The following is a 25,429-nucleotide window of genomic DNA, read 5'->3' as shown; positions in this document are numbered from 1 at the left end:
TCAGGGGCCGGCCGTTGATCATGTCTGCTTAGCTGGTTGCAGGCAATGACGATAACCACCACCATGAGTGTCGAAATACATCACCCTGTGTGTCTGAAAGAAGCCTGCGGCGGGATGTCAGGCGTTGCGCACCAGTTCATAGGCACACATATTGACTGCCGAGGCCAGATTAAGGGATTCAATTTCGCCCTTGCCCGGAATGGTGTAAGGCGTCGCCGCCAGTTGGACCAGCGCTTCGCGGGGAACGCCCCGGGCTTCGTTACCAAACAGGTAACAGTCATGCATGCCGAAAGACTTTGTTGTCAGTTTCTCACCTTGCAGATCGAGGCAGGCAATGGATTTGTACCTGTGGGTCAGGCTGCCCAGGGATACCTCGGTTTCCAGCGGGACATGGAAGATAGCACCCATACTGGCACGCACAACTTTAGGGTTGTAAGGGTCGACGCTGCCGGGGCTCAGCAGGCAGCGAAAACCACCAAACCAGGCCAGAGTGCGTAAAATCGTTCCGAGATTCCCGGGGTCCTGAACTTCATGCAGATAGATGGCTTTTTCGCCCGGTTCCTGCACTGGCTCAAGGTCGTTGCCCGGCATGGGTACTACAGCCAGAATCCCCTGGGGCGTCCGGGTGTCAGCGAGCTGGGCCATCTGCCGGTCGTTGACCTGGTGAGTTCTGAACGGGCTTTGCCAATGTTCATAAGCACCGGTAACGTATAGTTCTGAAGCGAATAGCGCGGGCTGGCGGGCTGCTGCCTTCTGCAACTCGAGCACCAGATGTTCGCCTTCTACCAGATAGTGGCCCAGTGCCTGCCGGTATTTTTTCTGGTGTAGTTTTTTTATGTCGTCCAGCTTCACGATGGCGTTCCGCCGTTGGTTTTACGATCTTCCAGCATGGCCAGGGCCAGGGCCTCGGCAACCTTGATGCCGTCTACGCCGGCCGAGAGGATACCACCAGCATAGCCGGCTCCTTCGCCTGCCGGATACAGCCCTCGTGTATTCAGGCTTTGCAGGGTTGTGCGATCCCGGGTGATGCGCACCGGCGAGGAGGTGCGGGTTTCAATACCGGTCAGAATGGCGTCTTTCCGGTCGAAGCCACGTATCTGCTTGCCGAAAGCAGGCAGGGCCTCACGGATGGCTTCAATGGCGTATGAGGGCAGGGAGGGCGCGAGATCGCCCAGTTTGATACCAGGCTTGTAGGAAGGCTCGACTTCGCCCAGTTTGCTGGAGGGTTTGCGCTTGATGAAATCCCCCACCAGTTGTGCGGGCGCGCAATAATCACTGCCGCCAAGCGCATAGGCTTTTGATTCCAGAGCTTCCTGCAGATCCACACCAGCCAGAGGGCCTCCGGGAAAGTCTTCTTCCGGATGAATAGCCACCACAATGCCGGCATTGGCGTTGCGCTCATTGCGGGAATACTGGCTCATGCCATTGGTGACGACCCGGCCGGGTTCCGAGGTTGCAGCGACTACGGTTCCCCCGGGGCACATGCAAAAACTGTAAACTGCGCGCCCGTTGCTGGCGTGGTACACCAGTTTATAGTCTGCGGCTCCCAACGCAGGATGACCGGCGTATTTGCCTAAACGAGCGTTGTCGATGAGCGATTGCGGGTGCTCTATACGAAAGCCGATGGCGAAGGGCTTGGCTTCAATAAACACGCCGTTGCGCTGGAGCATACGGAAGACATCACGCGCACTGTGACCGACAGACAGAATGACGTACCGGCTATGCAGGCGTTCTCCGGTGTCCAGTTCCACGCCTTCGATGCGTCCGTTTTCGATAAGCAGGTCTGTGACCTTGCTTTCAAAGCGGATCTCGCCCCCCAGGCGGATAATTTCCTCGCGCATGGTGGACACCACACCCGTCAGCCGGAAGGTTCCTATGTGGGGTTTGCTGACGTACAGGATCTCTTCCGGTGCACCGGCCCGGATAAACTCGTGCATTACCTTGCGACCGAAAAATTTCGGGTCCTTGATCTGGCTATAGAGCTTGCCGTCCGAGAACAGGCCTGCACCGCCTTCACCAAACTGAACGTTGGATTCCGGCGACAGTTGCTTTTTCCGCCACAGCGCCCAGGTATCTTTGGTACGGCTGCGCACGTTCTTGCCGCGTTCCAGTACGATCGGACGGAACCCCATCTGGGCAAGGATCAGAGCAGCAAAGAGCCCACAGGGGCCGAATCCGATTACAATCGGGCGCTCGGTGAGATCTGCGGGTGCCCGGGCGACAGGATAGTAAGTGGTATCCGGTGCAAGCCGAACGTGCTGGTCTTTTTCAAAACGGGCCAGAACAGCCTCTTCATCCCGAACATTCAGATCAATGATGTAAACGAATTTGATCTCGGTGTTCTTTTTGCGGGCGTCGTAGCTGCGTTTGAACACAGTGAAGTCAGCCAGGTCTGAGTCGTCAATGCCCAGTCGCTCAACAATTGCGGCCCGCAGTGCGCTTTCGGGGTGGTCCAGTGGCAGCGCCAGTTCAGTAAGGCGGATCATAGTACGTCCTGCCCGGCCTTTCCCGTCGATGACGGGTTACTTGCCGGTTCTATAAGAGTTGGAAAATGTTGCGGCAATTGTACGTGCGCCCGGCCCGGTTGTCAGGATTTTGCCGCAGGCGGGCTGGGCACGTAGAATAACCCGTCCGCTTTCCCCTTTTGATGAGTCCCTATGGCCCGATCCAAAAGCAGTAACCGCTGGCTTGAAGAGCACGTGAATGATCCCTTCGTAAAACAGGCGCAGGTAGACGGCTATCGCTCGCGGGCCAGCTACAAGCTTCTTGAAATCAACAAGAAGGACCGGCTGATTGCTCCCAATATGGTGGTGATGGACCTTGGCTCTGCGCCAGGTGGCTGGTCGCAAGTGGCGGTTAAACTGGTCGGCCACAAGGGCCGGGTGGTGGCCTCCGACATACTGCCTATGGCTGCGATTGCCGGAGTGGAGTTTATTCAGGGAGATTTTACTGAGAACACGGTATTCGAAGAGATCATGGCCACGCTCGGGGATAGCCCTGTGGATGTGGTCATTTCAGATATGGCGCCGAATATCAGCGGGGTAACAGTGGCTGACCAGGCATCCTCCATGTATCTGATAGAGCTGGCGCTGGATATGGCTTGCCAGGTGCTCAAACCCAGGGGCAGCTTTGTGGCCAAGGTGTTTCAGGGTGAAGGCTACGATGACTACCTGAAAGCCGTCAGGGCGGTGTTCGACAAGGTAGTGGTGCGTAAGCCGGATTCTTCCCGCGCCCGCTCCCGGGAAGTCTATGTGGTTGGTAAAGGGTTCAAGGGCTGAAATCCCTGCTGCGCATATCCGGCGTCAGACCTATATGCCCGCCAGGCACCACCATGCCATGGCTCCAACGAAGACAGGGTGGTAAGCCACGGATTTTCGGCTATTGTCAGAGAGTACTGTCGTGTTGAATGTATCTTAATTTACCTACCCTGAGGGGGCACAACTATGGCAAGTGACAATTACCATGAGCCGGTAGGCGAACTGACGGATGATACCCGCGAAATGCACCGTGCCGTCGTTTCACTGATGGAAGAGTTTGAAGCGGTGGATTGGTATAACCAGCGCGTGGACGCCTGCAAGGATGCGGAGCTGAAAGCGATTCTTGTGCATAACCGCGACGAGGAAAAAGAACATGCCGCCATGGTTCTTGAGTGGATTCGCCGCAAGGATCCGGTCATGGACAAACACCTGCGGGAATTCCTGTTTACGGAAGGTCCGATTGGCCACCACGACTGACCGGATGTAATCCCTGTGCTGTATCCCTTGTCGACGCTTTTACTGGCTCCGGTTCTCATTGGTCAGGGGCGTTATGTTCGCCGGATAACACCGCGTTTGCCTGAGCCTGAGGGTGAGCGTCAGGGCACTGTTGGTGAAGGGCCGGAGCTCCGGCTGCTGATTCTTGGCGACTCTGCTGCTGCCGGTGTGGGCGCGAGTAACCAGCAGGATGCCCTGGCGGGTCAGTTAGTCAGTGCTCTGTCCGGAGACCACCGCGTGACCTGGAGTTTGCTGGCGGAAACTGGCCGCAAGGCAGCCGATGTGCTGACGGCTCTCAACGCTGTTCCGGGCGACCACTATGACGTGGTGCTCGTTTCTGTTGGCGTTAACGATGTGACCGGTCGCACCAGCACCCGGCAGTGGCTGTCGCTCCTGAACGAGCTTTCAGATCACCTGATCAACCGCGTGGGCGCTAGCCGGGTACTGTTCACTGCAATTCCGCCTATGCATCTTTTCCCCGCCTTGCCTCAGCCTTTGCGCTGGTATCTGGGTATGCGGGCCAGGCAGATGAACGGTTTGATGGAGAGCGTGTGCAAGAGTCGCAGTGAGCTTGAATACCTGAGTGTGTCCTTTCCCCTTGAACCCGGATTTATGGCTTCGGATGGTTTTCATCCCGGCCCTGATGCGTACCGGCTCTGGGCCGGGCATTCTGCCGGCTGTATTCGCAATGGGGGCCAGGCGCCAACCCCTGAAATCCAGCAGGGCATTAGCGGGTCTTCAGGGCATGCGTATTAACACTTAGTTGAATGAAAACAAACTCTCTGATCAAGTATCCGGACCCCTTTGCATGGCCGAAGTGGTCTAGTATGAGGTTCACCTTTCACTTAAGGACACATTATATGAAGACATTAAAGGCTGTTGCTTTGCCCCTTATTTTTCTGCTGTGCTCGGGCGTGGCCCAGGCTGCGGAAGGCCTGATTGTGGTAAAAAGTAACCATGGTGTAGCTGCCACTGCCGATAAGCTTGAAGCAGTTTTGAGCGAAAAGGGCATGAAAATCATGAACCGGATTGATCACGCAGCCGGTGCTGAGTCGGCAGGCCTTGAGCTGCGACCGACCGAAGTGGTGATTTTTGGCAACCCGAAGGTAGGCTCGCCACTGATGCAGTGCGCACAGAGTGTGGCGGTGGACCTGCCCCAGAAAGCACTGATATGGGAAGACGAAAGCGGGCAGGTGTGGCTCGGATATAACGATCCGCAATACCTCAAAACAAGGCATTCCATAGAAGGTTGTGATGCTGTTCTTGAAAAGGTAGGTAATGCGCTGGCGAACTTTGCCAAGGCGGCAACCCACTGAGACCCGGAGCAGACCAGGGGTATCCTCATAATTGCGGATACCCGGCACTGAGTTGAATAGTTAGGCTTACCAGTTTCTACGTTCAGGAAATTTCTCATTGCAACTGGTACGCTCTGCTCTCGCTTATATCGCGCTTATTGCAGCCATTCTGGCGCTGGTTCCGGGTATGGCCTTCCTGGGTGCCGGGGCAGTCAGCCTGGCGGTGATTCTGGGCTGGCGGGACATGCGGCGGGTGCCCAAGGCGGTATTCCTTGTAGCCGGGCTGAGCCTGGTGTTTGCCCTGGGTCGGGATCCCGGGCTGATTGGTTCTGCTGCTGGGAACATGGGGCGACTGGCGGGGCTTGTTCTGGCGGTTATGCTGCTTTCCTCCGTGCTCAGCAGAACCCGCGATTTACAACAGATTTCGGGCAGCCTTTTTGCCGGTAAGCCACTGGCCCGCTATCTGAGCCTTGCGTTTGGTACTTCTCTCGTTTCTATACCTCTTAACTTTGGCTCCGTGGCTGTTGTTGGCAGCCTGGTTGGCGAGCGTGTTCGCAGTGACGGCAATTCGCCAGCTACCCGCAACGCTACCCGGGCGGTATTGCGAGGGTTTGGTGTATCGCCTACGTTTTCTCCACTATCGATTTCAGTGGTACTGACACTCACCCTTCTGCCAGGGCTTGGCAGCCTTGATTTGTTATTGTTTACCGTCCCGTTTTCCGCCGCGCTCATACTGTGTGGGTTAATCTGGCGTGAACCTGAAACCCTGCAGGAAACCGATACCTCCGAGCCAAGTGCAGGCCTGGCACCCTGGCTAAGGTTTGGTGCTCTTATCCTGGCAATTTGTGCGGGCGTGTTCCTGCTCAGCCATTGGTACCCGATCAGTTATGCCCACGCGGTAACCCTGAGCTGTATGGGGGCGGTGGTTGGTGCAAGGCTGCTGGCCTGGAGCCGGAAAACAAACCCGCCACTGGTGAGCATGGCCAACGTCAGCAACGAACTGGCTATTGTGGGTGGCTCAGCGTTTATCGGTTCCATTATCAGTGGCGCTGTGCTGGGGCAGATTAACGGCGATCCCGATATGCCCGTCTGGATTTGGCCGGTTCTGGCGGCCTGCGTACCCTGGATCTACTTCGCTGCCGGTCTGGCTGGTGTTAATCCCATTGTTATTGGCACTCTGTCGGGAGGCATTCTCGGAGGGATCTGGCCGGCTAATGCATTGATTGGTCTGGGTATCGGTATGGTAACCGGGTGGGGGGTTACCGCGTTTGGAACCCCCTTTGCGGCCAACGCTCTTATCATGGAACGTTTGACCGGTTATAAGGCGACGGATGCCTCCTTTCTCTGGAATCTCCGGCTGTCGCTTGCCGGCCTTCTTGCTGCGAGCCTGCTTGCTTCCGGTGTTACCCTTGCTCTGATATAAGGCTCTGCCGGCATGTGCCGCCCCGCCATAATCACTTATAGCTAAATCCCCATGCCTCTGTTATTGTACGTGCATCCTGCCTCTAGGGATTCTGCAGTTTCCGGCTCTAAAGTCGCGTTGCAAACCACCCATACGACCTGTCAGAGGACGTCACCCCGATAACGGCGCGTGACTGTAGTCGTCTTTGTATCCCATGAATTTTCATGGCATCTGCCCGCATTCGCCGAGAATGGTGTTCGTTGAGGCAGAACAATCAAGAGTTAATCATATATGAGTTTTTCTTCACTCGGTTTGTCCGAGCAGCTGGTCCGTGCAACTACCGACCAGGGTTATGAAACCCCGTCTCCCATTCAGCTTCAGGCTATTCCTGCCGTACTTTCCGGTAAGGATGTTATGGCTGCAGCCCAGACGGGCACAGGTAAAACCGCTGGTTTTACGCTGCCATTGTTGCAGCGTCTGGCTGAGAATCCCCGTACGGGCAAAGGCCCGCGCGCACTGATTCTGACCCCTACCCGTGAACTGGCGGCGCAGGTTCATGACAGCGTAAACCTGTACAGCAAATACGTTCCTACCAAGGCCGCAGTGGTTTTTGGTGGTGTGAAAATCAATCCGCAGATGATGAAGCTTCGCAAGGGTCTTGATGTGCTGGTGGCAACACCAGGACGCCTGATGGATCTGTATCAGCAGAATGCCGTGCGCTTCAACGAAGTGGAAATCCTGGTACTGGATGAAGCCGACCGCATGCTGGACATGGGCTTTATCCGCGATATCAGGAAAATCCTGGCACTGTTGCCGGCCAAGCGTCAGAACCTGCTGTTTTCAGCTACCTTCTCCGGAGAAATCCGTACCCTTGCCCAAGGCCTGCTGAATAACCCGGTACAGGTGGAAGTTGCAGCCAGGAATACGACGGCAGAGAAAGTGAAACAGTCGGTTTATGCAGTTGATCAGAGCCAGAAAACGGCTTTGCTTAGCAAGCTGGTGCGTGATAACAGCTGGGAACAGGTGCTGGTGTTTACCCGTACCAAACACGGGGCTAACCGCCTGACCCAGAAGCTGGAAAAAGACGGTATTACGGCCGCGGCAATCCACGGCAACAAATCCCAGGGCGCTCGCACCCGCGCACTGGCCGAGTTCAAACGGGGCGCTGTCCGCGTTCTGGTTGCTACCGATATCGCAGCTCGTGGTCTGGACATCAAACAGCTGCCCCAGGTGGTGAACTTTGAGCTGCCAAACGTGCCGGAAGACTACGTACACCGCATCGGCCGGACCGGTCGTGCAGGCGAGAGCGGTCATGCTCTGTCACTGGTGAGTGCCGATGAAGGCAAGCTGCTGGCAGGTATTGAGAGGCTGATCAAGAAACAGCTGCCGCGTAAAGAAGTGGAAGGTTTTGAGCCAAAGAACAATCTGCCGCTCAAGCCCAAAGCCAAAGCGGATCCCAGCAAAGCGCGCAATCGCAACGGTGGCGGAAATGGCCGGCCCGGTGGCAAGCCGCGCAGTTTTGGTGATAAGCCCGGCGGGCGCAGCGGAGGCCGCAGTCAGAACGGCAATGGCCAGCGTGGCCGCTCTGGCCAGAGCCAGAGTGCCTAGAGCCGAAAGGCTTCAGGTAACTGATTAAATAATGCGGAGCTTCGGCTCCGCATTATTGTTTCTGAATACGGGAAAGCAGGAACCAGACGATCAAAAAAGGGGCTGATAAGCCCCTTTTTAAAGAACGCGCGCTCCGGCTACCCATGAATCATGAGGTTGCCGGTATACGGTAATCAGAACTTGTAAGTGAAACCTACCATGTAAACCATCGGGTCGATTTCGACTTCAAATTCGTCGGTTTCTGCAAGGTAGTTACCGGCACCATCGTAGACCTTTACGGTGGCATCGGTATTGATATCTGCCCACCAGATGGCTGCGTTCAGGCCAAAGTTTTCACTCAGCATGTAATCCATACCCAGTTCTACTGCGACACCAACGCTGTCATCCAGTTCAAGCTCACTGGCAGGCGCACCAATAGCGCCGTTCAGGGCTGCGGTTGTTTTCTCTTCAAAGAAAGTCGTGTAGTTCACGCCCACGCCAACATAAGGCTGCAACGCCGATGAGCTATGCATCGGGAAGTACTGCAGTGTCAACGTTGGTGGCAGGTGTTTGGTTTCACCAAGTTTCAGGCTGGTTGGAAGGTCTCCGCCACCATTGATGTTGTGTTTGAACGGTGTTGCGCCCAGAACGCCAATACCGAAATTGCTGGTGAGCATGTAGGTGGCACGCAGGCCGAGTTGGGTGTTGGTGTCTACGGTAACCTGAGAATCAACACCAGCGCCCAGAAGTGGTGCGCCACCAACAGTAATTGAGTCACTCGAATCATCCGGAGCCACATGCACAGCACCTGCACGCAGGATGAAATCACCGGCCTCGAAAGCCTGTGCGGCTGGCGCTACGGCCATAACGGCAGCTGCCATAACGCTGAGTTTGAAAGTACGGGACATATTTATCTCCTTAATCATTGTTGCGCTAAGGTTAAAGGCCCTGGAATTCTGGAACTTGACATAGCTCAAATATCGCCGGCGGGTTGGTGGTGTTCATGCGGCTGATTGACGCAACTCAAGAAACAGGCTTTAAACGTAGTTGTGCTGATTGTCAGGCTGGATCTTTTTTGCTGCCTGGAGGGGGTGTGTCAGGTACGAATACATCCCTCACAGTGAGGGGCTCGCCGATAGCGTTATGTACCTGAACAGGCGGGATAGGCTGTCCTGTTGCCCGGTCACGCAGATCAAGCGGTGCTTCATCATCAGGCGCAGGGTTCCATTTGTCGCCCCACTGGCGCAGGGCAATAACTACGGGGAAAAGATCACGACCTTTTTCGGTAAGCCGGTATTCGAAGCGGGAACCGTGCTCGCCAACGTCCACTTTTTTCAGCACGCCGTTTTCCACAAGCCGGGTCAGGCGATTACACAGTATGTTTTTGGCTATGCCCAGTTCCTGCTGAAAATCCACGAAACGTCGGGTGCCGTACATGGACTGCAGCACAATCAGCAGCGACCACCAGTCTCCCACCTGATTCAGGGCGCGGGCGACGGAGCAATTGGAGTCGTCAAAACGTTTTCTGGCCATGATGCAAGTGTACAGAATAAGGTTGCATCCTAAAACCAGATTAAATAGAGTTGCTTAAAGAAACCAAATTGGTGAGGTAGCTGCCGGCGCGCTACGCTTGCTTCATTCAGTACTGATTTTTCAGGGAGTAGTGACGGATGACCATGAATCTTGGCCCCATTTTCGAGCCTTTCGAGGTTCACAATCTTACCCTTCGTAATCGCGTTGCCATGGCGCCCATGACCCGTAATTTCTCGCCAAAAGGTGTTCCTGGTGAAGATGTGGCTGCCTATTACCGTCGCAGAGCCGAGGCAGGTGTGGGGCTGATCATTACCGAAGGCACGACTGTAAACCATCCCGCTGCCAATGGTTATCCCAATGTCCCTGCGTTTCATGGTGACGAGGCTCTGGCCGGCTGGAAGAAAGTCGTGGATGCAGTGCATGAAGCAGGCGGTGCCATCTTTCCTCAGCTCTGGCACGTGGGCGCGGTGCGCAAGGAAGGGGTAGATCCTGATCCTTCTGTTCCCGGTTACAGCCCGTCAGGTCTGTTTGCTCCCGGCAAACCAAACGGTAAGGCGATGAGCAAAGAAGACATTCAGGATGTTGTCAAGGCCTTCGCCGATGCTGCGCAGGATGCAAAAGTTCTGGGTTTTGACGGTGTCGAGATTCATGGTGCCCACGGCTATCTGCTTGATCAGTTCCTGTGGGAAGGGACGAATCAGCGTGATGATGAGTATGGTGGCAGCATGGAAAACCGCCTGCGCTTCGTGGTTGAGATTGTGGAAGCGATTCGTCATCGCGTGGGCCCCGAGTTTCCCGTTATGCTTCGTTTTTCTCAGTGGAAACAGCAGGATTATGACGCGAAACTGGTGAACAGCCCGGAAGAGCTTGAACAGTTCCTCAAGCCTCTGGTTGACGCCGGTGTAGATATTTTTCACGCCTCAACCCGCCGCTTCTGGGAGCCGGAGTTTGAGGGTTCCAGCCTCAACCTTGCAGGCTGGACTCAGAAGTTGTCTGGCAAGCCTGCTATGTCGGTTGGAAGCGTAGGCCTGACGGAAGATTTCATCAGCGGCACCATGGCAAGCAAGCAAGAGTCGGTGGAGCGGTCAGGCATTGACGAGTTGGTAGAGCGCATGAGCAACCATGAGTTTGAGTTGATTGCGGTGGGTCGCGCTCTTCTTCAGGATCCCGAGTGGCTCACCAAAGTGAAGGAAGGGCGGCTTGACGAGGTAGAGGATTTCGCCCGTAAATCTCTCACTACACTGTACTGATCCGACGCGGAAATATTTCTTCTCCGATGCGGTATCCGGGAGCTCCGGGTGCCGCAGCGGGGCTCCCTTCCTGTTGCTCCTTTTTTTAGAATCACCGCCAGACTTTCCTTCCAGACTGCCCGCACGGGGGTATGCTGACAGGCCCGGGTTTCAGCCACGAGGAAGCCTGAGGTTGCGTTTTTGCCGGTATCGCCAATACTGAAAACACGGTTCTTCTTAATACCGGCCAAGGATGTGCTCTGATGAAGCTGTTTCACTGTGGCCGATGCGCCAGTCTGCTTTACTTCGAGAATAGTCGCTGCACTACCTGCGGGGCGAACGTTGGGTTCGCACCCGATGTCATGGAACTATTGGCTGTTGATCCGAAGGGTGGTGACACCTGGGGAGAAGTTGCCAGTGGCAATCGGTACCGGCTCTGTGGCAATTACCAGAATCAGGGTGCATGTAACTGGCTGGTGCCGCTCACTGATTCACATGCGTTCTGTGTTGCTTGCCGTCTTAATCGCACGATCCCTGACCTCAGCGTCCCCCGGAATCATGATTTGTGGGTGCGCCTGGAGAGAGAGAAACGCCGGTTGGTATATTCGCTGTTGCGTCTGGGGCTGCCATGCGAACCCCTGCAGGAGAATCAGCTAGGCCTGGCTTTCGATTTTCTTGCGGATCAGCCAGCCATGTTTGACGAGCGTGCGAAGGTGATGACCGGCCATTCACACGGCGTTATTACCCTGAATATTGCTGAGGCTGATCCGGTGGAGCGGGAGCGTATGCGAAGCCAGATGGCTGAACCATATCGCACTGTTTTGGGGCATTTTCGCCATGAGTCCGGCCATTACTACTGGGATCTGCTGGTCCGGTCTGGCCCATGGCTGAGCAGTGTTCGGGATGTATTTGGCGATGACACCAGAGACTACAAACAGGCACTCGACCAGCATTACCAGTATGGCCCGCCGGCCGATTGGCAAAATCACTACATCAGCGCATATGCCAGCAGCCACGCCTGGGAAGACTGGGCAGAGACTTGGGCACACTACCTGCATATGGTGGATACACTGGAGACTGCCTGGCAATTCGGATTACGCGTGAACGCCAGCCAGGAGTCAGGAGCGAATGGTGGGCCAGAGTACGGATTTGATCCATACAGGGCTCACGATTTTGATGGGCTGATCAAGCACTGGCTGCCCCTGACGCTTGCACTTAACAGCCTGAACCGGAGTATGGGACATGAATATGCTTATCCCTTCGTGCTGGCGGATCCGGTGGTGGAGAAACTCCGGCTGGTACACCGCATAGTAAATGGTGGGTAACGCAGCCACAGATGAGGCACATTGGTTTATGCAGTCAGCAATGAAAGGACCCAAGATGAAAAAGACCAAACTCATTGACTGGAAAAATTACGATCCAGGCGAGTTCTTTGACGAACTGATTGCCGCCAAAGGGCAGCCCCGGCCAGCTGCAACCGCCATTACTGATTACCTTGGAAACCTTGGCTCGGACGAGATTCAGGCTCGTCAGCAGGCGGCTGAGCTGGCGATACTGGAGATGGGAATAAGCTTCACTATCTACAGTGAGGGAGAAAATATAGATCGGGCCTGGCCCTTTGACATCATTCCCCGGGTTATTTCCCTGCGGGAGTGGAAAACCATTGAAGAGGGGCTCGCTCAACGTATTACTGCCCTCAACATGTTCATTGATGATATCTACAACGAACAGAAGATCGTCAAGGACAAGGTAATTCCCAAGTATGTATTTGCCAATTCCAAGAACTTCCGCGAACAGTGCCGGGGGTTTTCACCACCACTGGGGGTTTGGGCTCACATTTGCGGGTCGGATCTGGTTCGCGATAAGGACGGTACGGTTTATGTTCTGGAGGACAACCTGCGGGTGCCCTCCGGTGTCTCCTATATGCTCGAGAACCGGCAGCTGACCAAGCGGGTATTCCCGGAGCTGTTTGATAACACCAGTATCCTTCCCGTGGACGACTACACCAACCAGTTGTTCGACATGCTCGCATCCATATCGCCCCGGCCCCAGGATAATCCGAAAATTGCTGTACTGACGCCCGGTATCTTCAATTCCGCTTATTTCGAACATTCGTTCCTTGCCCAGCGTATGGGTGCTGAGCTGGTGGAGGGCGCAGACCTAGTGGTTGGTGATGATGATTGTGTCTACATGCGCACAGTCGAGGGACTGGAGCGCGTAGATGTTATCTACCGGCGTATTGATGATGACTTTCTGGACCCGGAAGTTTTCCGTTCGGATTCTACCCTGGGTGTACCCGGCCTGATGCGAGCCTGGCGCAACGGCAAGGTTGCCCTGGCCAATGCACCCGGAGCAGGTGTTGCGGATGACAAGGTCATTTATGCGTTCGTACCGGACATGATCCGTTATTACCTGGATGAGGAACCGATCATTCCCAATGTTCCCACCTGGATGTGTGTCAACAAGCAGGATCGGGAGTATGTGCTGGAGCACCTTGAGGAACTGGTGGTAAAACCGGCGAACGAATCCGGTGGATACGGCATGCTGGTAGGACCGCATTCAACGAAGAAACAGCGGGCAGAGTTTGCTGCCCTGATCAAAAAGAACCCGCGTAACTACATTGCTCAACCCACGTTGAGCCTGTCCGTTGCTCCCACGCTCTGCGACGAGGGCCTGGCCCCACGCCATCTGGATCTAAGGCCCTTTGTGCTGCAGGGCGTAAGGACTTATGTGACTTCCGGAGGGCTGACCCGGGTGGCGATGCGCAAAGGCTCCCTGGTGGTTAACTCCTCCCAGGGTGGAGGAAGTAAGGACACCTGGATTGTAGACGAGGAGAATTAATGTGCTGTCACGTGTAGCTGAACGACTGTACTGGATGGCCAGGTATCTTGAGCGGGCAGAAAACAATGCCCGGATGATTATGGCCTTTAACTCTATGGCGATGGATATGCCCAGGGAAACACGCCTGTCCTGGAAGGATCTTGTTGCTGTCACGGGTATGGAAGAGCTGTTTGATCAGCATTACCAGCGGCAGGATGAGCGCAATTGTGTGAAGTTTCTGATGGCTGACAACTACAATCCGAGTTCAATCGCGTCCTGCATCAAGGCTGCCCGGGAGAATGTGCGTACCACTCGTGATCAGGTGCCCACGGATGCCTGGGAAGTTATCAACGAACTTTACCGGTACACACTGGACAACCTGGAGCAGGGCATTGGAAAGCGGGCGCGGCATGAATTTCTGAACGAAATAGTTGGCCGCTGCCAGATGCTCAATGGGCTTCTCGCAGGGTGTATGAGCCATGATGCGGGATATGATTTTATTCGGGTAGGACGCAATCTGGAGCGGGCCGATATGGGCACTCGCCAGATCGAGGTGGGGGCACTGCAGTTTCTGGATGGCTGGGACGGAACCGAATCCTACGGAGGTCTTCTGTGGACCAGCGTTCTGCGCAATCAGAGCGCGTTCCAGATGTACCGGCACAACGTTCGGCGTGGCGTCAACGGGCCGTTGGTTATCCATTTTCTGTTGCAGAACGAGCCATTTCCCCGCTCCGTTGTTCACAGCCTTACCGAGGTTGCCAGCGCTCTCGGTCGTTTGCCATTGAACGAGATACCTTTGCGAACCGCGCTGCAAGCGGTTCGTCATGTTCGTGAAGGCGATGTCGAGGTGTTGATCCGGAAAGAACAAGTTATTCTCTTTCTGGAGAACCTGCAGTTGGAGATCGGTGAGCTTCACGATGATATAGCTAAGACCTGGTTCCCTGCCTATGAGGCAGCCTGAGGTCACCTTTTACCTTTGACCGCGAGATAGGTTCCATGTCAATCCATGTAGCACTAAGCCATACCACTCACTATCGATACGAGCGCCCCATTGAACTGGGGCCTCAGGTCATTCGTCTAAGACCCTGTCCGCACGCGCGGACCCGGATACTGAGTTACTCACTGAAGGTTGAGCCAGCGGATCACTTCCTCAACTGGCAACAGGATCCGCAAGCCAACTATCTGGCCCGCCTGGTGTTTCCGGAGAAAACCGACGAATTCAGGATCGTTGTTGATCTTGTGGCTGAAATGGCGGTGATCAATCCGTTTGATTTCTTCCTTGAACCCCGGGCAGAAACCATCCCCTTCACCTATGAGGACTGGCAGACAGCTGAGCTGGCGCCTTACTTACAGCAACTGCCAGAAACTCCCAGGTTCCGGGAATGGATGGCCTCAATCGACCGCACAGAAGCGCCCAGTGTGGATTTCCTTGTGGGCCTGAATCAACGTCTTTCCGAGCGTGTTGATTATCTGATCCGGATGGAGCCTGGTGTGCAGACGCCGGAAGAGACCTTGAGGAATGGCTCGGGATCCTGCCGGGATTCCGCCTGGTTGTTGGTTCAGACACTCCGACATCTTGGTCTGGCTGCGAGGTTCGTGTCCGGCTACCTGATTCAGCTTACGGCGGATCAGAAATCCCTGGACGGTCCTTCGGGGCCGGATGCCGATTTTACCGATCTGCACGCCTGGTGTGAGGTCTTCTTGCCCGGTGCAGGCTGGGTTGGCCTGGATGCTACGTCTGGACTGTTTGCCGGGGAGGGCCATATTCCGCTGGCTTGCAGTCCGGAGCCATCGTCTGCCGCTCCCGTCACCGGCATGGCAGAACCCTGCGATGTGGAATTCGATCACCAGATGAGTGTTACCCGCATCTGGGAGGCACCGCGGGTTACAAAACCCTACACCGATGCCCAGTGGGAGCAGATTGTCGGGCTCGGCCATGACGTGGATCAGCGGCTGAAGGAGTTGGATGTGCGCCTGACCCAGGGCGGCGAACCCACCTTTGTGGCGAACCACGACCGTGACGAGCCAGAGTGGAATACTGAAGCGGTGGGGCCGACCAAGCGACTGAAAGCAATAGAGCTCTATCACCGCATGAAAGACCGTTATGGTACTGGCGGGCTCGTCCATTTCGGGCAGGGCAAGTGGTATCCGGGGGAGCCTCTTCCCCGATGGTCGTTGAACTGCTTCTGGCGCAAAGACGGAGAGCCCGTCTGGCAGGATGAGCGTTGGCTGGCGGATGAACGAAAAGCCGGCAAGGTTACACCTGAGGCCGCACAGCGCTTTCTTCAGGGCCTGGCAAAACAGTTAGGCGTTGATGCCGGTCAGATTTTCCCGGCTTTTGAGGACGCTTTTTATTACCTCTGGCGGGAGCGCCGTCTTCCGGTCAACGTTGATCCGTTTGATTCCAAGCTCGACAATCCTCTGGAGCGCCAGCAATTACAGCAGATATTCAGTCGGGGGCTGGATGAGCCTGTTGGCTACGTACTCCCGTTGCGTATAACCGAAGACGAACACCAATGGCAGAGTGGTCCCTGGTTTTTGCGCAGCCAGCGTTGCTACCTGATTCCGGGAGGCTCTCCCATGGGCCACCGCTTGCCACTCGATAGCCAGCCATGGGTAGAAGAAACTGATTACCCCTGGATACATGAGCAGGATCCTTTTGCTTCCCGTAGTGAGCTGCCGAAAAATGAGGAAATCCGACAATGGAACAGCCGGGGGCAAGCGGGTCAGTCAGTACCGGAACCCAAGCCCCCGGCGAAAGGCAAATCAGCGGCCGACATTGTCAGAACTGCACTGTGTGTGGAGCCCCGTGACGGGATCCTTCGCATATTCATGCCCCCTCTGGAGGAACTTGAGCCCTACCTTGAACTGGTTGCGGCGATTGAAAAAACGGCAGCCGGCCTTAAACAGCCAGTGTTGCTGGAGGGCTATGAACCCCCTTCCGACCCCCGCATTAGTCAGTTCCGGATAACGCCAGATCCGGGGGTGATTGAGGTGAATGTTCAGCCTGTGCATACCTGGGATGAACTGGTTGAGCAAACCGAAACACTATACGCAGATGCCTATGAATGCCGGCTGACCTCTGAAAAGTTCATGATGGATGGTCGCCACACAGGCACCGGCGGTGGCAACCACTTCGTACTGGGTGCAGGTAAAGCTGAGGATTCACCGTTTTTACGGCGGCCGGATCTGTTGCGTAGCCTGATCAGCTATTGGCATAACCACCCAAGCCTGTCCTACCTGTTTTCAGGTCTTTTCATCGGCCCCAGCTCCCAGGCACCGCGAATTGATGAGGCCCGGAACGATCAGGTATTCGAGATGGAACTGGCCTTCCGCGAGATGGAACGGCTTTGCCCTGTTGGCAAGAAAGTCGCACCCTGGCTGGTAGACCGGTTGCTCCGGGATCTGTTGACGGATGTCACCGGGAATACCCATAGGGCCGAGTTCTGTATCGACAAGCTCTACTCCCCGGATGGCCCGGCTGGTCGCCTTGGGCTGCTGGAGTTGCGGGCGTTTGAAATGCCTCCCCATGCACGGATGAGCCTGACCCAGCAACTGTTATTGCGGGCGCTGGTGGCTCGCTTCTGGGAGCAGCCTTATACGCCGCCCAGGCTGGTGCGTTGGGGTACAGAGCTGCATGACCGGTTCCTTCTTCCGCACTTTGTGTGGCAGGATTTCGAGGATGTGATCGGCGATATGAAGGCGCATGGTTACCCCCTCAAGAGCGAATGGTTTGCCCCTCATTTCGAATTCCGTTTCCCCCGAATCGGCGATTACGAGGTAGAGGGCATTGTACTTGAGTTGCGGTCGGCTCTTGAGCCATGGCACGTGACTGGCGAGCACGGGGCGATTGGGGGGACTGCGCGTTATGTGGATTCCTCGCTGGAACGTTTACAGGTGAAAGTTCGCGGTGCTGCGCCGGATCGTTACCAGATTACCTGCAATGAAGTCCCCTTACCCTTGCAGCCGACGGGAACCCAGGGTGAATTTGTCGCAGGTGTGCGTTACAGGGCCTGGCAGCCGGCTCAGTGCATGCACCCGACAATTGGTGTGGATGGTCCGCTGACGTTTGATGTGATCGATACCTGGAACGAGCGCAGCCTGGGTGGTTGCGAATATCATGTGACTCATCCCGGTGGTCGCAATTTCGAAACTCTGCCAGTCAATTCATTCGAAGCAGAAGGCCGGCGTATGGCTCGTTTTTTCCGGATGGGGCACAGCTCCGGGCGGCAGCCACTGCGCCCTGTGCGGAAACACCGGGAGTTCCCGTTTACTCTGGACCTGCGATATCACAAGCAAGATGACGGTACTGAGGCGTAAGGATAATGCGACTCTTAGGGTTTGGTACTGGCTCCGGATACCCCAATACGGCTATGCTTCTGGCTCACTGATCCAATGGAGTCTGAAAACAGGTGGCGAAGCAACACGCAGTAACGGACATTCTCCGCCAGTACGACCCGGTGCCTGATCGGTTTGATGAGCTGGGTTACAAGGGCTCCGGGCCGAAACCGCACTGGCGCCCCTTGCTGCAGCAGCTCAATCTTGAGTCGGTTGACGGGCTGAACCAGAGGGCACAGGCCGTTGCTGACGCCATCGCTGAAGATGGTGTTACCTACAACGTATACGAAGATCCTCGCGGAGACGCCCGGCCATGGGAGGTAGATCTTCTGCCTCTGGTGCTGGGCGCCGAGGAATGGCGCTGGCTTTCCAGCGCTGTAATCCAGCGGGCAGAACTGCTGGACCGGGTACTCGCAGATCTTTATGGCTCCCAGAGGTTGTTAAAAGAGGGGCTTCTGCCCCCCGCCCTTGTATATGGACAGGCAGGTTTCCAATGGCCTTGTCAGGGGATTCAGCCGGCTGGCGGCCGGTTTCTGCATCTTTACGCACTGGATCTGGCGCGGGCCCCGGACGGTGGTTGGTGGGTTATGGCAGATCGTACCCAGGCACCATCGGGTGCCGGCTACGCGCTGCAGAACCGGTTGGTGATTTCCCGTGCTTTTCCGGCACCCTTTCATAACCTGCCGGTGACCAACCTGTCGGATTTTTTCCAGGGATTCCAGAACAGCCTGGCAAGCATGTCACCAGCCGGGACGGAATCACCCTTGTGTGTTCTATTGACCCCGGGCCGGTTCAACGAGACCTATTTTGAGCACGTCTTCCTGGCGCGATATCTTGGATTGCCATTGGTGGAAGGGCGGGATCTGACCGTACGTGACGATACGGTTTACCTGAAGACGCTTCAGGGCCTCAGGCGGGTGCATGCCATTTATCGCCGGCTGGATGATGGTTTCTGTGACCCTCTGGAGCTTCGCGCGGATTCCGTTCTGGGTATTCCAGGCCTTCTGGGGGCAGTGCGGGCAGGCAAGGTGCTCATGGCAAACGCACTTGGCTCCGGGGTTCTGGAGAGTGCTGCGCTGTTCGGCTTTTTGCCCCAGATTTCGAAAAAATTACTGGGTTCATCGCTGGCCATGCCGTCGGTGGCGTCGTGGTGGTGCGGAGAAAAACCGGCCCTTGATTATGTTATCGAACATCTGGATGAGCTGGTGGTCAAGCCGGCTTTCGCAAGCATGCGTATGGAGCCGGTTTTTGGCTATCAGGTGAAGGGCGCGGAGCGTGATGCCCTAATCCGGAAAATGCACGCACATCCTCATGCATTTGTAGGACAGGAACTGGTGCATCTCTCCCAGGCGCCGGTCTGGCAGGGTGATCGCAATCGCCCGTTGGCAGCCCGGTCCATAGGCTTACGCCTGTTTGCTGCAGCCACGCCCTCCGGCTGGCAGGTCATGCCGGGGGGGCTGACCCGGGTAGCGGTCGATGAAGGCGTCGAAGTCATCTCCATGCAACGGGGAGGGCTTTCCAAAGATACCTGGGTGAAAGCCCGTTACACCACCCACTCAAAATCCCTTATCAAGAAGCGGCTTCAGGTTTCCGATTTACTTGAGGGAGAGCGGGACACACCTTCCCGTGTTGGTGAAAACCTGTTCTGGATGGGGCGGCATTCGGAGAGGGCGGAGGCCACTGCCCGCCTGCTACGTGCGGCATTCAATCGCTTGTCCGGCCATGACCAGGCCGGAGAATACGCGCTTCATGGGCTGCAGACGGCGGCGGAACAGTTCGGTACACTTCGTGAAGCTGAGCCGGACGAAGTGCCGGAACCCTTGCCAGAAATGTTACTCAAAGCCGTCAGTGATCCTGAGCTCCCGGGGTCGATCGCCTCGATTCTTCAGGCTCTGCTGTTAAATGCCAGCCAGGTCAGGGACAGGTTATCATCTGACAACTGGCATACGCTCAACCGTGTAGGTAAGCCGCTGACCCCACCGCCAGCCACTCCGGACCAGTCAATCCGGGCCCTGAACCTGGTGCTTCTGGACTGTATCTCGCTGGCCGGATTCGCTATGGATGATATTACCCGTGATGCGAGTTGGGTTTTTCTGGTAATTGGCCGGCGTCTGGAACGCCTGGCCAATCTGTGCACCTTGATCTGCGTGCCGCTGTTCAGTGACAGGTTCAGCCGTAATGCCATGCTTGAATGGTTGCTGGAGGTGGCGAATTCGGAAGTGACTTACCGTACCCGGTACCGTCGGACGCCCGAGATTCTGGGAGTTCTCCACACCCTGGTGATGGACGCCAGCAACCCGCATTCGGTAATGTTCCAGATCCGGCAGTTACAGAAGGATCTGCCTGAAATGGGGCGGAAAACCGGTCAGCTGTTTCCACCGGATCTTGGTGAATGTATGGAAAGGCTGAAGGCAGTGGACATGCATCCGTTTGAGTGCAAGGACACCGACGAACCTTGTGAAGCCCTGGGCAAACTGTTGGAAGACGTGCGCTCTGAGGTCTATCGTGTTTCTGACGAAATCCAGAGGCAGTGTTTTATTCATACCCGGTTTTCAAACCGATCTGTGAAACCGCATTGAGGCGGCTGTCATGACATTTGTTCACTACCATGTGCGTCATGAGACCCTGTACGAGTACGGTCAGGTGGTGGGCGAATCCCACCACCTGCTTCGGCTTACTCCGCGGGCTTTGCCGTGGCAGAAAAACCTCGAGCACCACCTCGCCATCGCCCCCGAACCCTCGGTACAACGCACGTTTCTGGACAGTTTCGGAAACCGGATTACGGCGATTCATTTCACCGCCGACCACGATTATCTGAAGATAACCAGCGAGTTCTGGGTAGAGCTGCGCGATCGTCCTAAGCCTTCCGTAGATGCTACGAAAGTGGCCTGGGAGAGCGTTCGTGACAGCCTCAGGTATCGTGCAGACCGGAAATTCTCGCCGGAGCATCTGGAGGCGACTGCCTTTCGGTTCGTTTCCCCCAACGTTCCCATTGATTCCCGGTATGCGGCGTATGCCCGTGAGTCCTTCCTGCCAGGGAGGCCTCTGATTGAGGCGGCTGATGCCCTGATGAAGCAGATTCATCGCGATTTCAGTTTTGATCCGTCGGCAACCGAAACCTTCACTCCGGTGGAAGAGGCGTTTCAGGCACGTCGTGGCGTATGCCAGGATTTCTCTCACATCATGATTGCCTGCCTGAGATCTATAGGTCTGGCTGCGCGCTATATGAGCGGGTACATACTCACACATCCGCCTGAGGGCAAAAAACGACTGGTCGGAGCCGATGCCACCCATGCCTGGGTAGCGGTTTTTGTGCCGGAATATGGCTGGCTTGAACTGGACCCCACCAATGCCCTGTGGCCAGGTCTGGAACATATCACTTTGGGGTGGGGTCGGGACTTTTCAGACATCACTCCTATGCGGGGTGTATTGCTTGGCGGCGGAGAGCATGAACCGGAGATAGCCGTCACAGTTGTGCCTGAGGAAGAGTTCGCTTCGCTGTACGGTGACGGCGAAACCTATCTGGATCATCTGTCCATATCTCCGCCCAGCAGTGCCATGGACCCGGGTTAAAAAGCGCTTCATACGTCCACTTCCTTACGGCGGAGAATGTTGTGGCAGGCTATGCTTAGCGGCTTTCTTTGAACTCTGGATTACCCGCGATGCTTGAAGCCTTTTTCTCAACTTACATCAGCAGCACCATCCGTTTTTTATTCCTGCTGGCGCCGTTTTTTGTGGTGACCATGTTTCTGGCTCTGACCAGGGGCTTGTCGGCATCCGAGAAGGCTTTCGTTATCCGTCGGGCCTGCATCGCGGCGGCTATCATGGGTATTATCCTGTTTTTCGCCGGGCCGCTGCTGTTCAGCATCATTGGCATCACCCTGAATTCCTTCCGGATTGGTGCCGGCACATTGCTGTTTCTGACGGCTATCAGTCTGGTCACCAACGGCACCCGCAACCATGCGACGGGCCTGCCCGACGAAGAGCGCGATGATATTGCTGTCGTGCCACTGGCTGTTCCGGTAATGATTGGCCCTGCTACGATCGGTGCTATTCTGGTCTACGGTGCGGAACTCAAGAGAGCATCGGAAGTTGCCGGAGGCCTGCTGGGTCTGGTGTCGAGCCTGTTGATTCTTGCAGTCTTGCTGCGGTTGTCGGGGTATCTGGAAACGGTGCTGGGTAAAACCGGCCTGAATATCCTTTCCAAGATCAGCGGTCTTATTCTCTCGGCCATGGCTGCCGAAATCGTACTGACCGGCATCACCGGGTTTATTGCCAATATCTGAATTTTGCGTTCCAGGAGTAGCAATGTCTGCCGATACTACTGAGCTTAATCGACAGCGCTATGATTTCTCCGGCATCGAGTCGATCTGGCTGTTTGGTTATGGCTCGCTGATATACAAGGTGGACTTCCCATTCCTGGAGCAGCGTCCTGCTTTTATCGAAGGCTGGACCCGTCGTTTCTGGCAGGGGTCTCACGACCACAGGGGCACTCCGGAAGCTCCGGGGAGGGTTGTAACTCTGATTGAACAGCCCGGAGCTGTCTGCAAAGGCATGGCGTTCAGAGTGTCGCCCGATGTGTTTGAACATCTGGATGTTCGGGAGAAGAACGGTTATCTGCGCCTGGATACTACCCTGACCTTCGGCGAGGGCGGTCAGGCCAAGGGCCTGGTCTACATTGCCACTGAAGACAACGAAGCCTTCCTTGGTCATGCGCCGGATGCCGATATTGCCCGCCAGATTGCCTCTGCTTCGGGGCCCAGCGGCACCAATGCGGAGTATCTTTATAGGCTTGCAGAGTCGTTAAGGGCACTTGGGGCGGATTGTCCACATACCTTTTCCATCGAATCCCACCTCCGGTGTACCGCGAAAAAAGACATTTCCGGCCACTAGAGTGTCAAGGAGACGTGGTTTTGAGTAAAGATGATGCAAAGCCCGGCCCCAGGCCCTGACATTTTCTCCCGGTTCGATAGTCTGGGTCTGTGGCATCCGGCACAGGGTTCGGATGCGCGATATGCCTCTGAATACAACGGGAGAATCACCATGAAACGATTGTTGATCGGAAGTCTGGTTGGGGGGTTGTTGTTGGCATCTGCTCCGGCGATGGCGCATGAGGAAGGCCGGCATGGGCCGGATGCCCAAAAACACCACAACCAACACCATAGTCAGAAACAAACCCATAACGCGCATCGCCACAATCGCGCCAAGCAGCAAAACTGGCGCCATCACCACTCGGTTGTCTACCACGTCAAACCGGGCACCAGAGTCAGGCTGTCGCCAGAAGCCAGGATCGGGCGGATCATTTATGACACCCACGTACTCATAGGGTTGTCCCGGCACTGAGTGAACCAGCCCGGTTCCGAGGCTTACCTTGCTTCGGAACCGGATTGAATCCCCGGGCAGGCGCCTTGCGCCGTTGCTGCAGGCCAATCAACACCAAGGGCACAACAACCATCATGCTGCCCAACAGGAACCACCAGTCCGGCACCTCGTTAAACCAGATCCAGCCAATAGCCACTGCCCAGATCAATCCTGTGTACTCCGCACTGGTCACCTGATTTGCGTCCACCTGCCTGTAAGCCAGCAGCACCGTGATGTTGTAGACCAGAATAAACGCTGCAGATCCGGCCGCGATGAACAGAACCTCCGGCTGCCAGGAGGCGCCCTTTTGCCACTCCCAGGCAGCGAGCAAACCGGAGGCGGGAACCATCAGCAGATAATTGAGGAACAGCTTGTGCACTGTGGTCTGGCCTTTGGGCAGTTTACGTACCATGACTGCGTTGATTGCCAGGGCCAGAGCAGACGCCAATGCAGCCATAGCGGCCCAGTTGAAGTCCATGGGGCGCAGGATAACGATGATGCCGAAAAAACCGCTGAATACCGCAAACACGCTCAGAGGCGTCAGAGATTCCCTGAAAAAAAGGACTGAAAGCACCATGACCATAATCGGCGCTGCATAAAATACCGCGTTAGCCGTTGCCAGTGGCAGGTTGCTCAGTGCCACAATCATGAAAAGTAAGCCCGCCAGATGAATGTGTGCCCTTAGTGCATGTACCCTGAAGCCTGAAAACAGGTTGTTCCGGTCGATTTTGCGCGCCACTGGCACCAGGAATGCCAGAGTGATCAGGCAGCGCAGGAACGCAAACTGAAGAATCGGGGCGCCCGGTTCCAGTAGCTTGATAAAGACGTCCGAGATCAAGGCCATAGCGTTGCCAAGCACTAGCAGAAGAATTGCGCTGTTTACGGTTTTGCCTGACATGTCTTCTTTTCCTGAAATCCGGTTATGAATAAAACACTGGTGATAATGAGTGGCAGTCGTAGTCTAGTTGAGCTTTAATATGCGATAAAATGATGTTTATTAATCAGATATTAGAAAATTAGATAATGAAACTGCCCCCTCTGAAAGCCTTACCCGTGTTCGAAGCCGTCGGTCGCCTCAACAGTTTTTCTATGGCTGCCGAGGAGCTGTCAGTGAGCCAGAGCGCGGTGAGTCATCAGATCAAACAGCTGGAAACCTATCTGGGTGAACAGCTGTTCTGGCGCAGCGGGCGAACCCTGACACTGACCGACGAAGGCCGGCAGTATCTGGATGCCATCAGTACCTCTCTGCTGCAGATTGAGCGGGCCAGCGAGCAATTGCTGGGGCACGAGGAATCCCGGTTGCGGTTATCGGTATTCAGTTCATTTGCCGTACGCTGGTTGGTACCCAGACTGCCGCATCTGCAGCGATTGCATCCGCAGGTGGAGCTGGCGCTGGAAATGAGCAGCGAAAATCCGGTGCTGTCTGATCGGGTGGCGGATTGTTTTATCACCATCCACCGGAATTCATCGGCCTACAGTTACGAGCTTTTGTACGTAGAACGGCTTTTCCCGGTATGCAGTCAGGATTACTGGCAACGTATCCGCCGGGAACTCGGGCGGGAGGCCGATCCAACAGGTGGCAGTGAACCAGCCATAACCATGGACGAGATAGCCCGGTTCCCCCTGCTATCCACCCACAGTATCTATGATACAGCCGCCGGAGACTGGGAGGCATGGTATCGGGCAGAGGGTGAGGTCATCCCTTCTGGTGCAAGGCTTCAGCATTTCAGCCATATGCTGTTGGCCCTTGAAGCGGCGCGCTTTCATCAGGGGATCGCCCTGACCAACGATTACATGCTGAGTACCCGGAAAGATTCGGAAGAGTTTGTTCGCCTGCCCAGCCATTCGGTGGTAACCGGTGACAAATTCTACTTTGCCTGGAAAACCAGTCGCAGGCGGGAGCGCGGTATTCAGATATTGCGCCGCTGGCTGGTTGATGAAGCGATTATGGGTGGGCTGCGCAGCGATCCATGAGCAACACGCAGCAGGCACGTGACATGCCGGAAAGCTTTGGGGTCTGGAACTTCTGAAAATGCCCGTAGCCATGGATGGCGAAGAGCAAGCGTACAGGGATGTACTTGCAGCAGTTTTCAGAAGTTCCAGACCCCAAAG

General features: G+C 55.7%; 22 protein-coding genes. 17 read left to right on the top strand and 5 right to left on the bottom strand.

Annotated features, from left to right (window positions below):
• Nucleotides 1–117: 117 nt before the first annotated feature.
• Nucleotides 118–852: a TrmH family RNA methyltransferase gene (locus DS878_RS14215; RefSeq protein ID WP_113816567.1), complete on the bottom strand. Its 735-nt coding sequence runs from the start codon at nt 850–852 to the stop codon at nt 118–120.
• Nucleotides 849–2,486, bottom strand: coding sequence for an NAD(P)/FAD-dependent oxidoreductase (locus tag DS878_RS14210; protein WP_113816566.1), 1,638 nt, complete (start codon nt 2,484–2,486; stop codon nt 849–851). The genes DS878_RS14215 and DS878_RS14210 overlap by 4 nt, the downstream gene beginning before the upstream one ends.
• Nucleotides 2,487–2,657: 171 nt before the next feature.
• On the opposite strand from DS878_RS14210, the gene rlmE reads away from it, so the two are divergent.
• The 6 genes from rlmE to DS878_RS14180 all read left to right on the top strand — a co-directional run bounded on the left by rlmE (nt 2,658) and on the right by DS878_RS14180 (nt 8,057).
• The gene (gene rlmE / locus DS878_RS14205; RefSeq protein ID WP_113816565.1) at nt 2,658–3,278 is read left to right on the top strand and encodes a 23S rRNA (uridine(2552)-2'-O)-methyltransferase RlmE; all 621 of its coding nucleotides are present in this window, start codon (nt 2,658–2,660) and stop codon (nt 3,276–3,278) included.
• Nucleotides 3,279–3,443: 165 nt separating this feature from the next.
• Nucleotides 3,444–3,734: an encapsulin-associated ferritin-like protein gene (locus DS878_RS14200; RefSeq protein ID WP_113816564.1), complete on the top strand. Its 291-nt coding sequence runs from the start codon at nt 3,444–3,446 to the stop codon at nt 3,732–3,734.
• Nucleotides 3,735–3,749: 15 nt separating this feature from the next.
• Nucleotides 3,750–4,508, top strand: a complete 759-nt coding sequence (locus tag DS878_RS14195; RefSeq protein ID WP_113816563.1) for an SGNH/GDSL hydrolase family protein — start codon at nt 3,750–3,752, stop codon at nt 4,506–4,508.
• A gap of 104 nt (nt 4,509–4,612) precedes the next feature.
• Nucleotides 4,613–5,068 carry a DUF302 domain-containing protein gene (locus DS878_RS14190; protein WP_113816562.1) on the top strand — a complete coding sequence of 152 codons (456 nt, stop codon included), beginning with the start codon at nt 4,613–4,615 and terminating at the stop codon, nt 5,066–5,068.
• Nucleotides 5,069–5,165: 97 nt separating this feature from the next.
• Nucleotides 5,166–6,470, top strand: a complete 1,305-nt coding sequence (locus tag DS878_RS14185) for a hypothetical protein (protein WP_113816561.1) — start codon at nt 5,166–5,168, stop codon at nt 6,468–6,470.
• A gap of 270 nt (nt 6,471–6,740) precedes the next feature.
• Nucleotides 6,741–8,057 carry a DEAD/DEAH box helicase gene (locus DS878_RS14180; RefSeq protein ID WP_113816560.1) on the top strand — a complete coding sequence of 439 codons (1,317 nt, stop codon included), beginning with the start codon at nt 6,741–6,743 and terminating at the stop codon, nt 8,055–8,057.
• A gap of 173 nt (nt 8,058–8,230) precedes the next feature.
• Here the strand turns inward: DS878_RS14180 and DS878_RS14175 are convergent, their stop codons facing one another.
• Nucleotides 8,231–8,944: an OmpW/AlkL family protein gene (locus tag DS878_RS14175; RefSeq protein ID WP_113816559.1), complete on the bottom strand. Its 714-nt coding sequence runs from the start codon at nt 8,942–8,944 to the stop codon at nt 8,231–8,233.
• A 151-nt stretch (nt 8,945–9,095) separates the two neighbouring features.
• A complete protein-coding gene (locus DS878_RS14170) occupies nt 9,096–9,569 on the bottom strand; it encodes a winged helix-turn-helix transcriptional regulator (RefSeq protein WP_113816558.1) in 474 nt (157 codons plus the stop codon).
• A 137-nt stretch (nt 9,570–9,706) separates the two neighbouring features.
• Between DS878_RS14170 and DS878_RS14165 the strand changes: the two genes are divergently transcribed.
• From DS878_RS14165 to DS878_RS14120, 10 genes are all read left to right on the top strand, one after another.
• Nucleotides 9,707–10,819 (top strand): NADH:flavin oxidoreductase, encoded by a 1,113-nt coding sequence (locus DS878_RS14165; RefSeq protein WP_113816557.1) that lies wholly within the window; start codon nt 9,707–9,709, stop codon nt 10,817–10,819.
• Nucleotides 10,820–11,061: 242 nt separating this feature from the next.
• Nucleotides 11,062–12,123 (top strand): putative zinc-binding metallopeptidase, encoded by a 1,062-nt coding sequence (locus DS878_RS14160; protein ID WP_113816556.1) that lies wholly within the window; start codon nt 11,062–11,064, stop codon nt 12,121–12,123.
• 55 nt (nt 12,124–12,178) lie between these two features.
• Entirely contained in the window at nt 12,179–13,639 is a 1,461-nt protein-coding gene (locus tag DS878_RS14155) for a circularly permuted type 2 ATP-grasp protein (protein ID WP_113816725.1), read from the top strand.
• Between the two features lies 1 nt (nt 13,640).
• Complete coding sequence (locus DS878_RS14150) at nt 13,641–14,579, top strand: alpha-E domain-containing protein (protein WP_113816555.1); 939 nt, start codon at nt 13,641–13,643, stop codon at nt 14,577–14,579.
• A gap of 35 nt (nt 14,580–14,614) precedes the next feature.
• Nucleotides 14,615–17,938 carry a DUF2126 domain-containing protein gene (locus DS878_RS14145; RefSeq protein WP_113816554.1) on the top strand — a complete coding sequence of 1,108 codons (3,324 nt, stop codon included), beginning with the start codon at nt 14,615–14,617 and terminating at the stop codon, nt 17,936–17,938.
• A gap of 92 nt (nt 17,939–18,030) precedes the next feature.
• Complete coding sequence (locus DS878_RS14140; RefSeq protein ID WP_113816553.1) at nt 18,031–20,535, top strand: circularly permuted type 2 ATP-grasp protein; 2,505 nt, start codon at nt 18,031–18,033, stop codon at nt 20,533–20,535.
• Nucleotides 20,536–20,545: 10 nt separating this feature from the next.
• Nucleotides 20,546–21,529: a transglutaminase N-terminal domain-containing protein gene (locus tag DS878_RS14135; RefSeq protein WP_113816552.1), complete on the top strand. Its 984-nt coding sequence runs from the start codon at nt 20,546–20,548 to the stop codon at nt 21,527–21,529.
• A gap of 89 nt (nt 21,530–21,618) precedes the next feature.
• On the top strand, nt 21,619–22,242 hold the full coding sequence (locus DS878_RS14130) for a MarC family protein (RefSeq protein WP_113816551.1): 624 nt from the start codon (nt 21,619–21,621) through the stop codon (nt 22,240–22,242).
• Nucleotides 22,243–22,264: 22 nt separating this feature from the next.
• Nucleotides 22,265–22,849: a gamma-glutamylcyclotransferase gene (locus DS878_RS14125; RefSeq protein WP_113816550.1), complete on the top strand. Its 585-nt coding sequence runs from the start codon at nt 22,265–22,267 to the stop codon at nt 22,847–22,849.
• A 150-nt stretch (nt 22,850–22,999) separates the two neighbouring features.
• On the top strand, nt 23,000–23,299 hold the full coding sequence (locus DS878_RS14120) for a hypothetical protein (protein WP_148707081.1): 300 nt from the start codon (nt 23,000–23,002) through the stop codon (nt 23,297–23,299).
• Here the strand turns inward: DS878_RS14120 and DS878_RS14115 are convergent.
• Nucleotides 23,277–24,215, bottom strand: a complete 939-nt coding sequence (locus tag DS878_RS14115; RefSeq protein WP_113816548.1) for a DMT family transporter — start codon at nt 24,213–24,215, stop codon at nt 23,277–23,279. The two genes, DS878_RS14120 and DS878_RS14115, sit on opposite strands and share 23 nt — an antisense overlap.
• A gap of 125 nt (nt 24,216–24,340) precedes the next feature.
• On the opposite strand from DS878_RS14115, the gene DS878_RS14110 reads away from it, so the two are divergent.
• Nucleotides 24,341–25,291: a LysR family transcriptional regulator gene (locus DS878_RS14110; RefSeq protein ID WP_113816547.1), complete on the top strand. Its 951-nt coding sequence runs from the start codon at nt 24,341–24,343 to the stop codon at nt 25,289–25,291.
• Nucleotides 25,292–25,429: the final 138 nt, after the last annotated feature.

It is taken from the genome of Marinobacter sp. F3R11 (assembly GCF_003318275.1).
GTDB lineage: Bacteria > Pseudomonadota > Gammaproteobacteria > Pseudomonadales > Oleiphilaceae > Marinobacter.
The sequence above is the reverse complement of the archived record's forward strand: the minus strand, read 5'-3'. Positions and strand labels throughout refer to the sequence as shown.

Excerpts from the sequence above, each read along its gene's own strand:
- DS878_RS14210 (WP_113816566.1), bottom strand. The coding sequence starts at position 2,486 with ATGATCCGCCTTACTGAACTGGCGCTGCCACTGGACCACCCCGAAAGC.
- rlmE (WP_113816565.1), top strand. The coding sequence starts at position 2,658 with ATGGCCCGATCCAAAAGCAGTAACCGCTGGCTTGAAGAGCACGTGAAT.
- DS878_RS14200 (WP_113816564.1), top strand. The coding sequence starts at position 3,444 with ATGGCAAGTGACAATTACCATGAGCCGGTAGGCGAACTGACGGATGAT.
- DS878_RS14190 (WP_113816562.1), top strand. The coding sequence starts at position 4,613 with ATGAAGACATTAAAGGCTGTTGCTTTGCCCCTTATTTTTCTGCTGTGC.
- DS878_RS14180 (WP_113816560.1), top strand. The coding sequence starts at position 6,741 with ATGAGTTTTTCTTCACTCGGTTTGTCCGAGCAGCTGGTCCGTGCAACT.
- DS878_RS14175 (WP_113816559.1), bottom strand. The coding sequence starts at position 8,944 with ATGTCCCGTACTTTCAAACTCAGCGTTATGGCAGCTGCCGTTATGGCC.
- DS878_RS14170 (WP_113816558.1), bottom strand. The coding sequence starts at position 9,569 with ATGGCCAGAAAACGTTTTGACGACTCCAATTGCTCCGTCGCCCGCGCC.
- DS878_RS14165 (WP_113816557.1), top strand. The coding sequence starts at position 9,707 with ATGACCATGAATCTTGGCCCCATTTTCGAGCCTTTCGAGGTTCACAAT.
- DS878_RS14160 (WP_113816556.1), top strand. The coding sequence starts at position 11,062 with ATGAAGCTGTTTCACTGTGGCCGATGCGCCAGTCTGCTTTACTTCGAG.
- DS878_RS14155 (WP_113816725.1), top strand. The coding sequence starts at position 12,179 with ATGAAAAAGACCAAACTCATTGACTGGAAAAATTACGATCCAGGCGAG.
- DS878_RS14145 (WP_113816554.1), top strand. The coding sequence starts at position 14,615 with ATGTCAATCCATGTAGCACTAAGCCATACCACTCACTATCGATACGAG.
- DS878_RS14135 (WP_113816552.1), top strand. The coding sequence starts at position 20,546 with ATGACATTTGTTCACTACCATGTGCGTCATGAGACCCTGTACGAGTAC.
- DS878_RS14130 (WP_113816551.1), top strand. The coding sequence starts at position 21,619 with ATGCTTGAAGCCTTTTTCTCAACTTACATCAGCAGCACCATCCGTTTT.
- DS878_RS14125 (WP_113816550.1), top strand. The coding sequence starts at position 22,265 with ATGTCTGCCGATACTACTGAGCTTAATCGACAGCGCTATGATTTCTCC.
- DS878_RS14120 (WP_148707081.1), top strand. The coding sequence starts at position 23,000 with ATGAAACGATTGTTGATCGGAAGTCTGGTTGGGGGGTTGTTGTTGGCA.
- DS878_RS14115 (WP_113816548.1), bottom strand. The coding sequence starts at position 24,215 with ATGTCAGGCAAAACCGTAAACAGCGCAATTCTTCTGCTAGTGCTTGGC.
- DS878_RS14110 (WP_113816547.1), top strand. The coding sequence starts at position 24,341 with ATGAAACTGCCCCCTCTGAAAGCCTTACCCGTGTTCGAAGCCGTCGGT.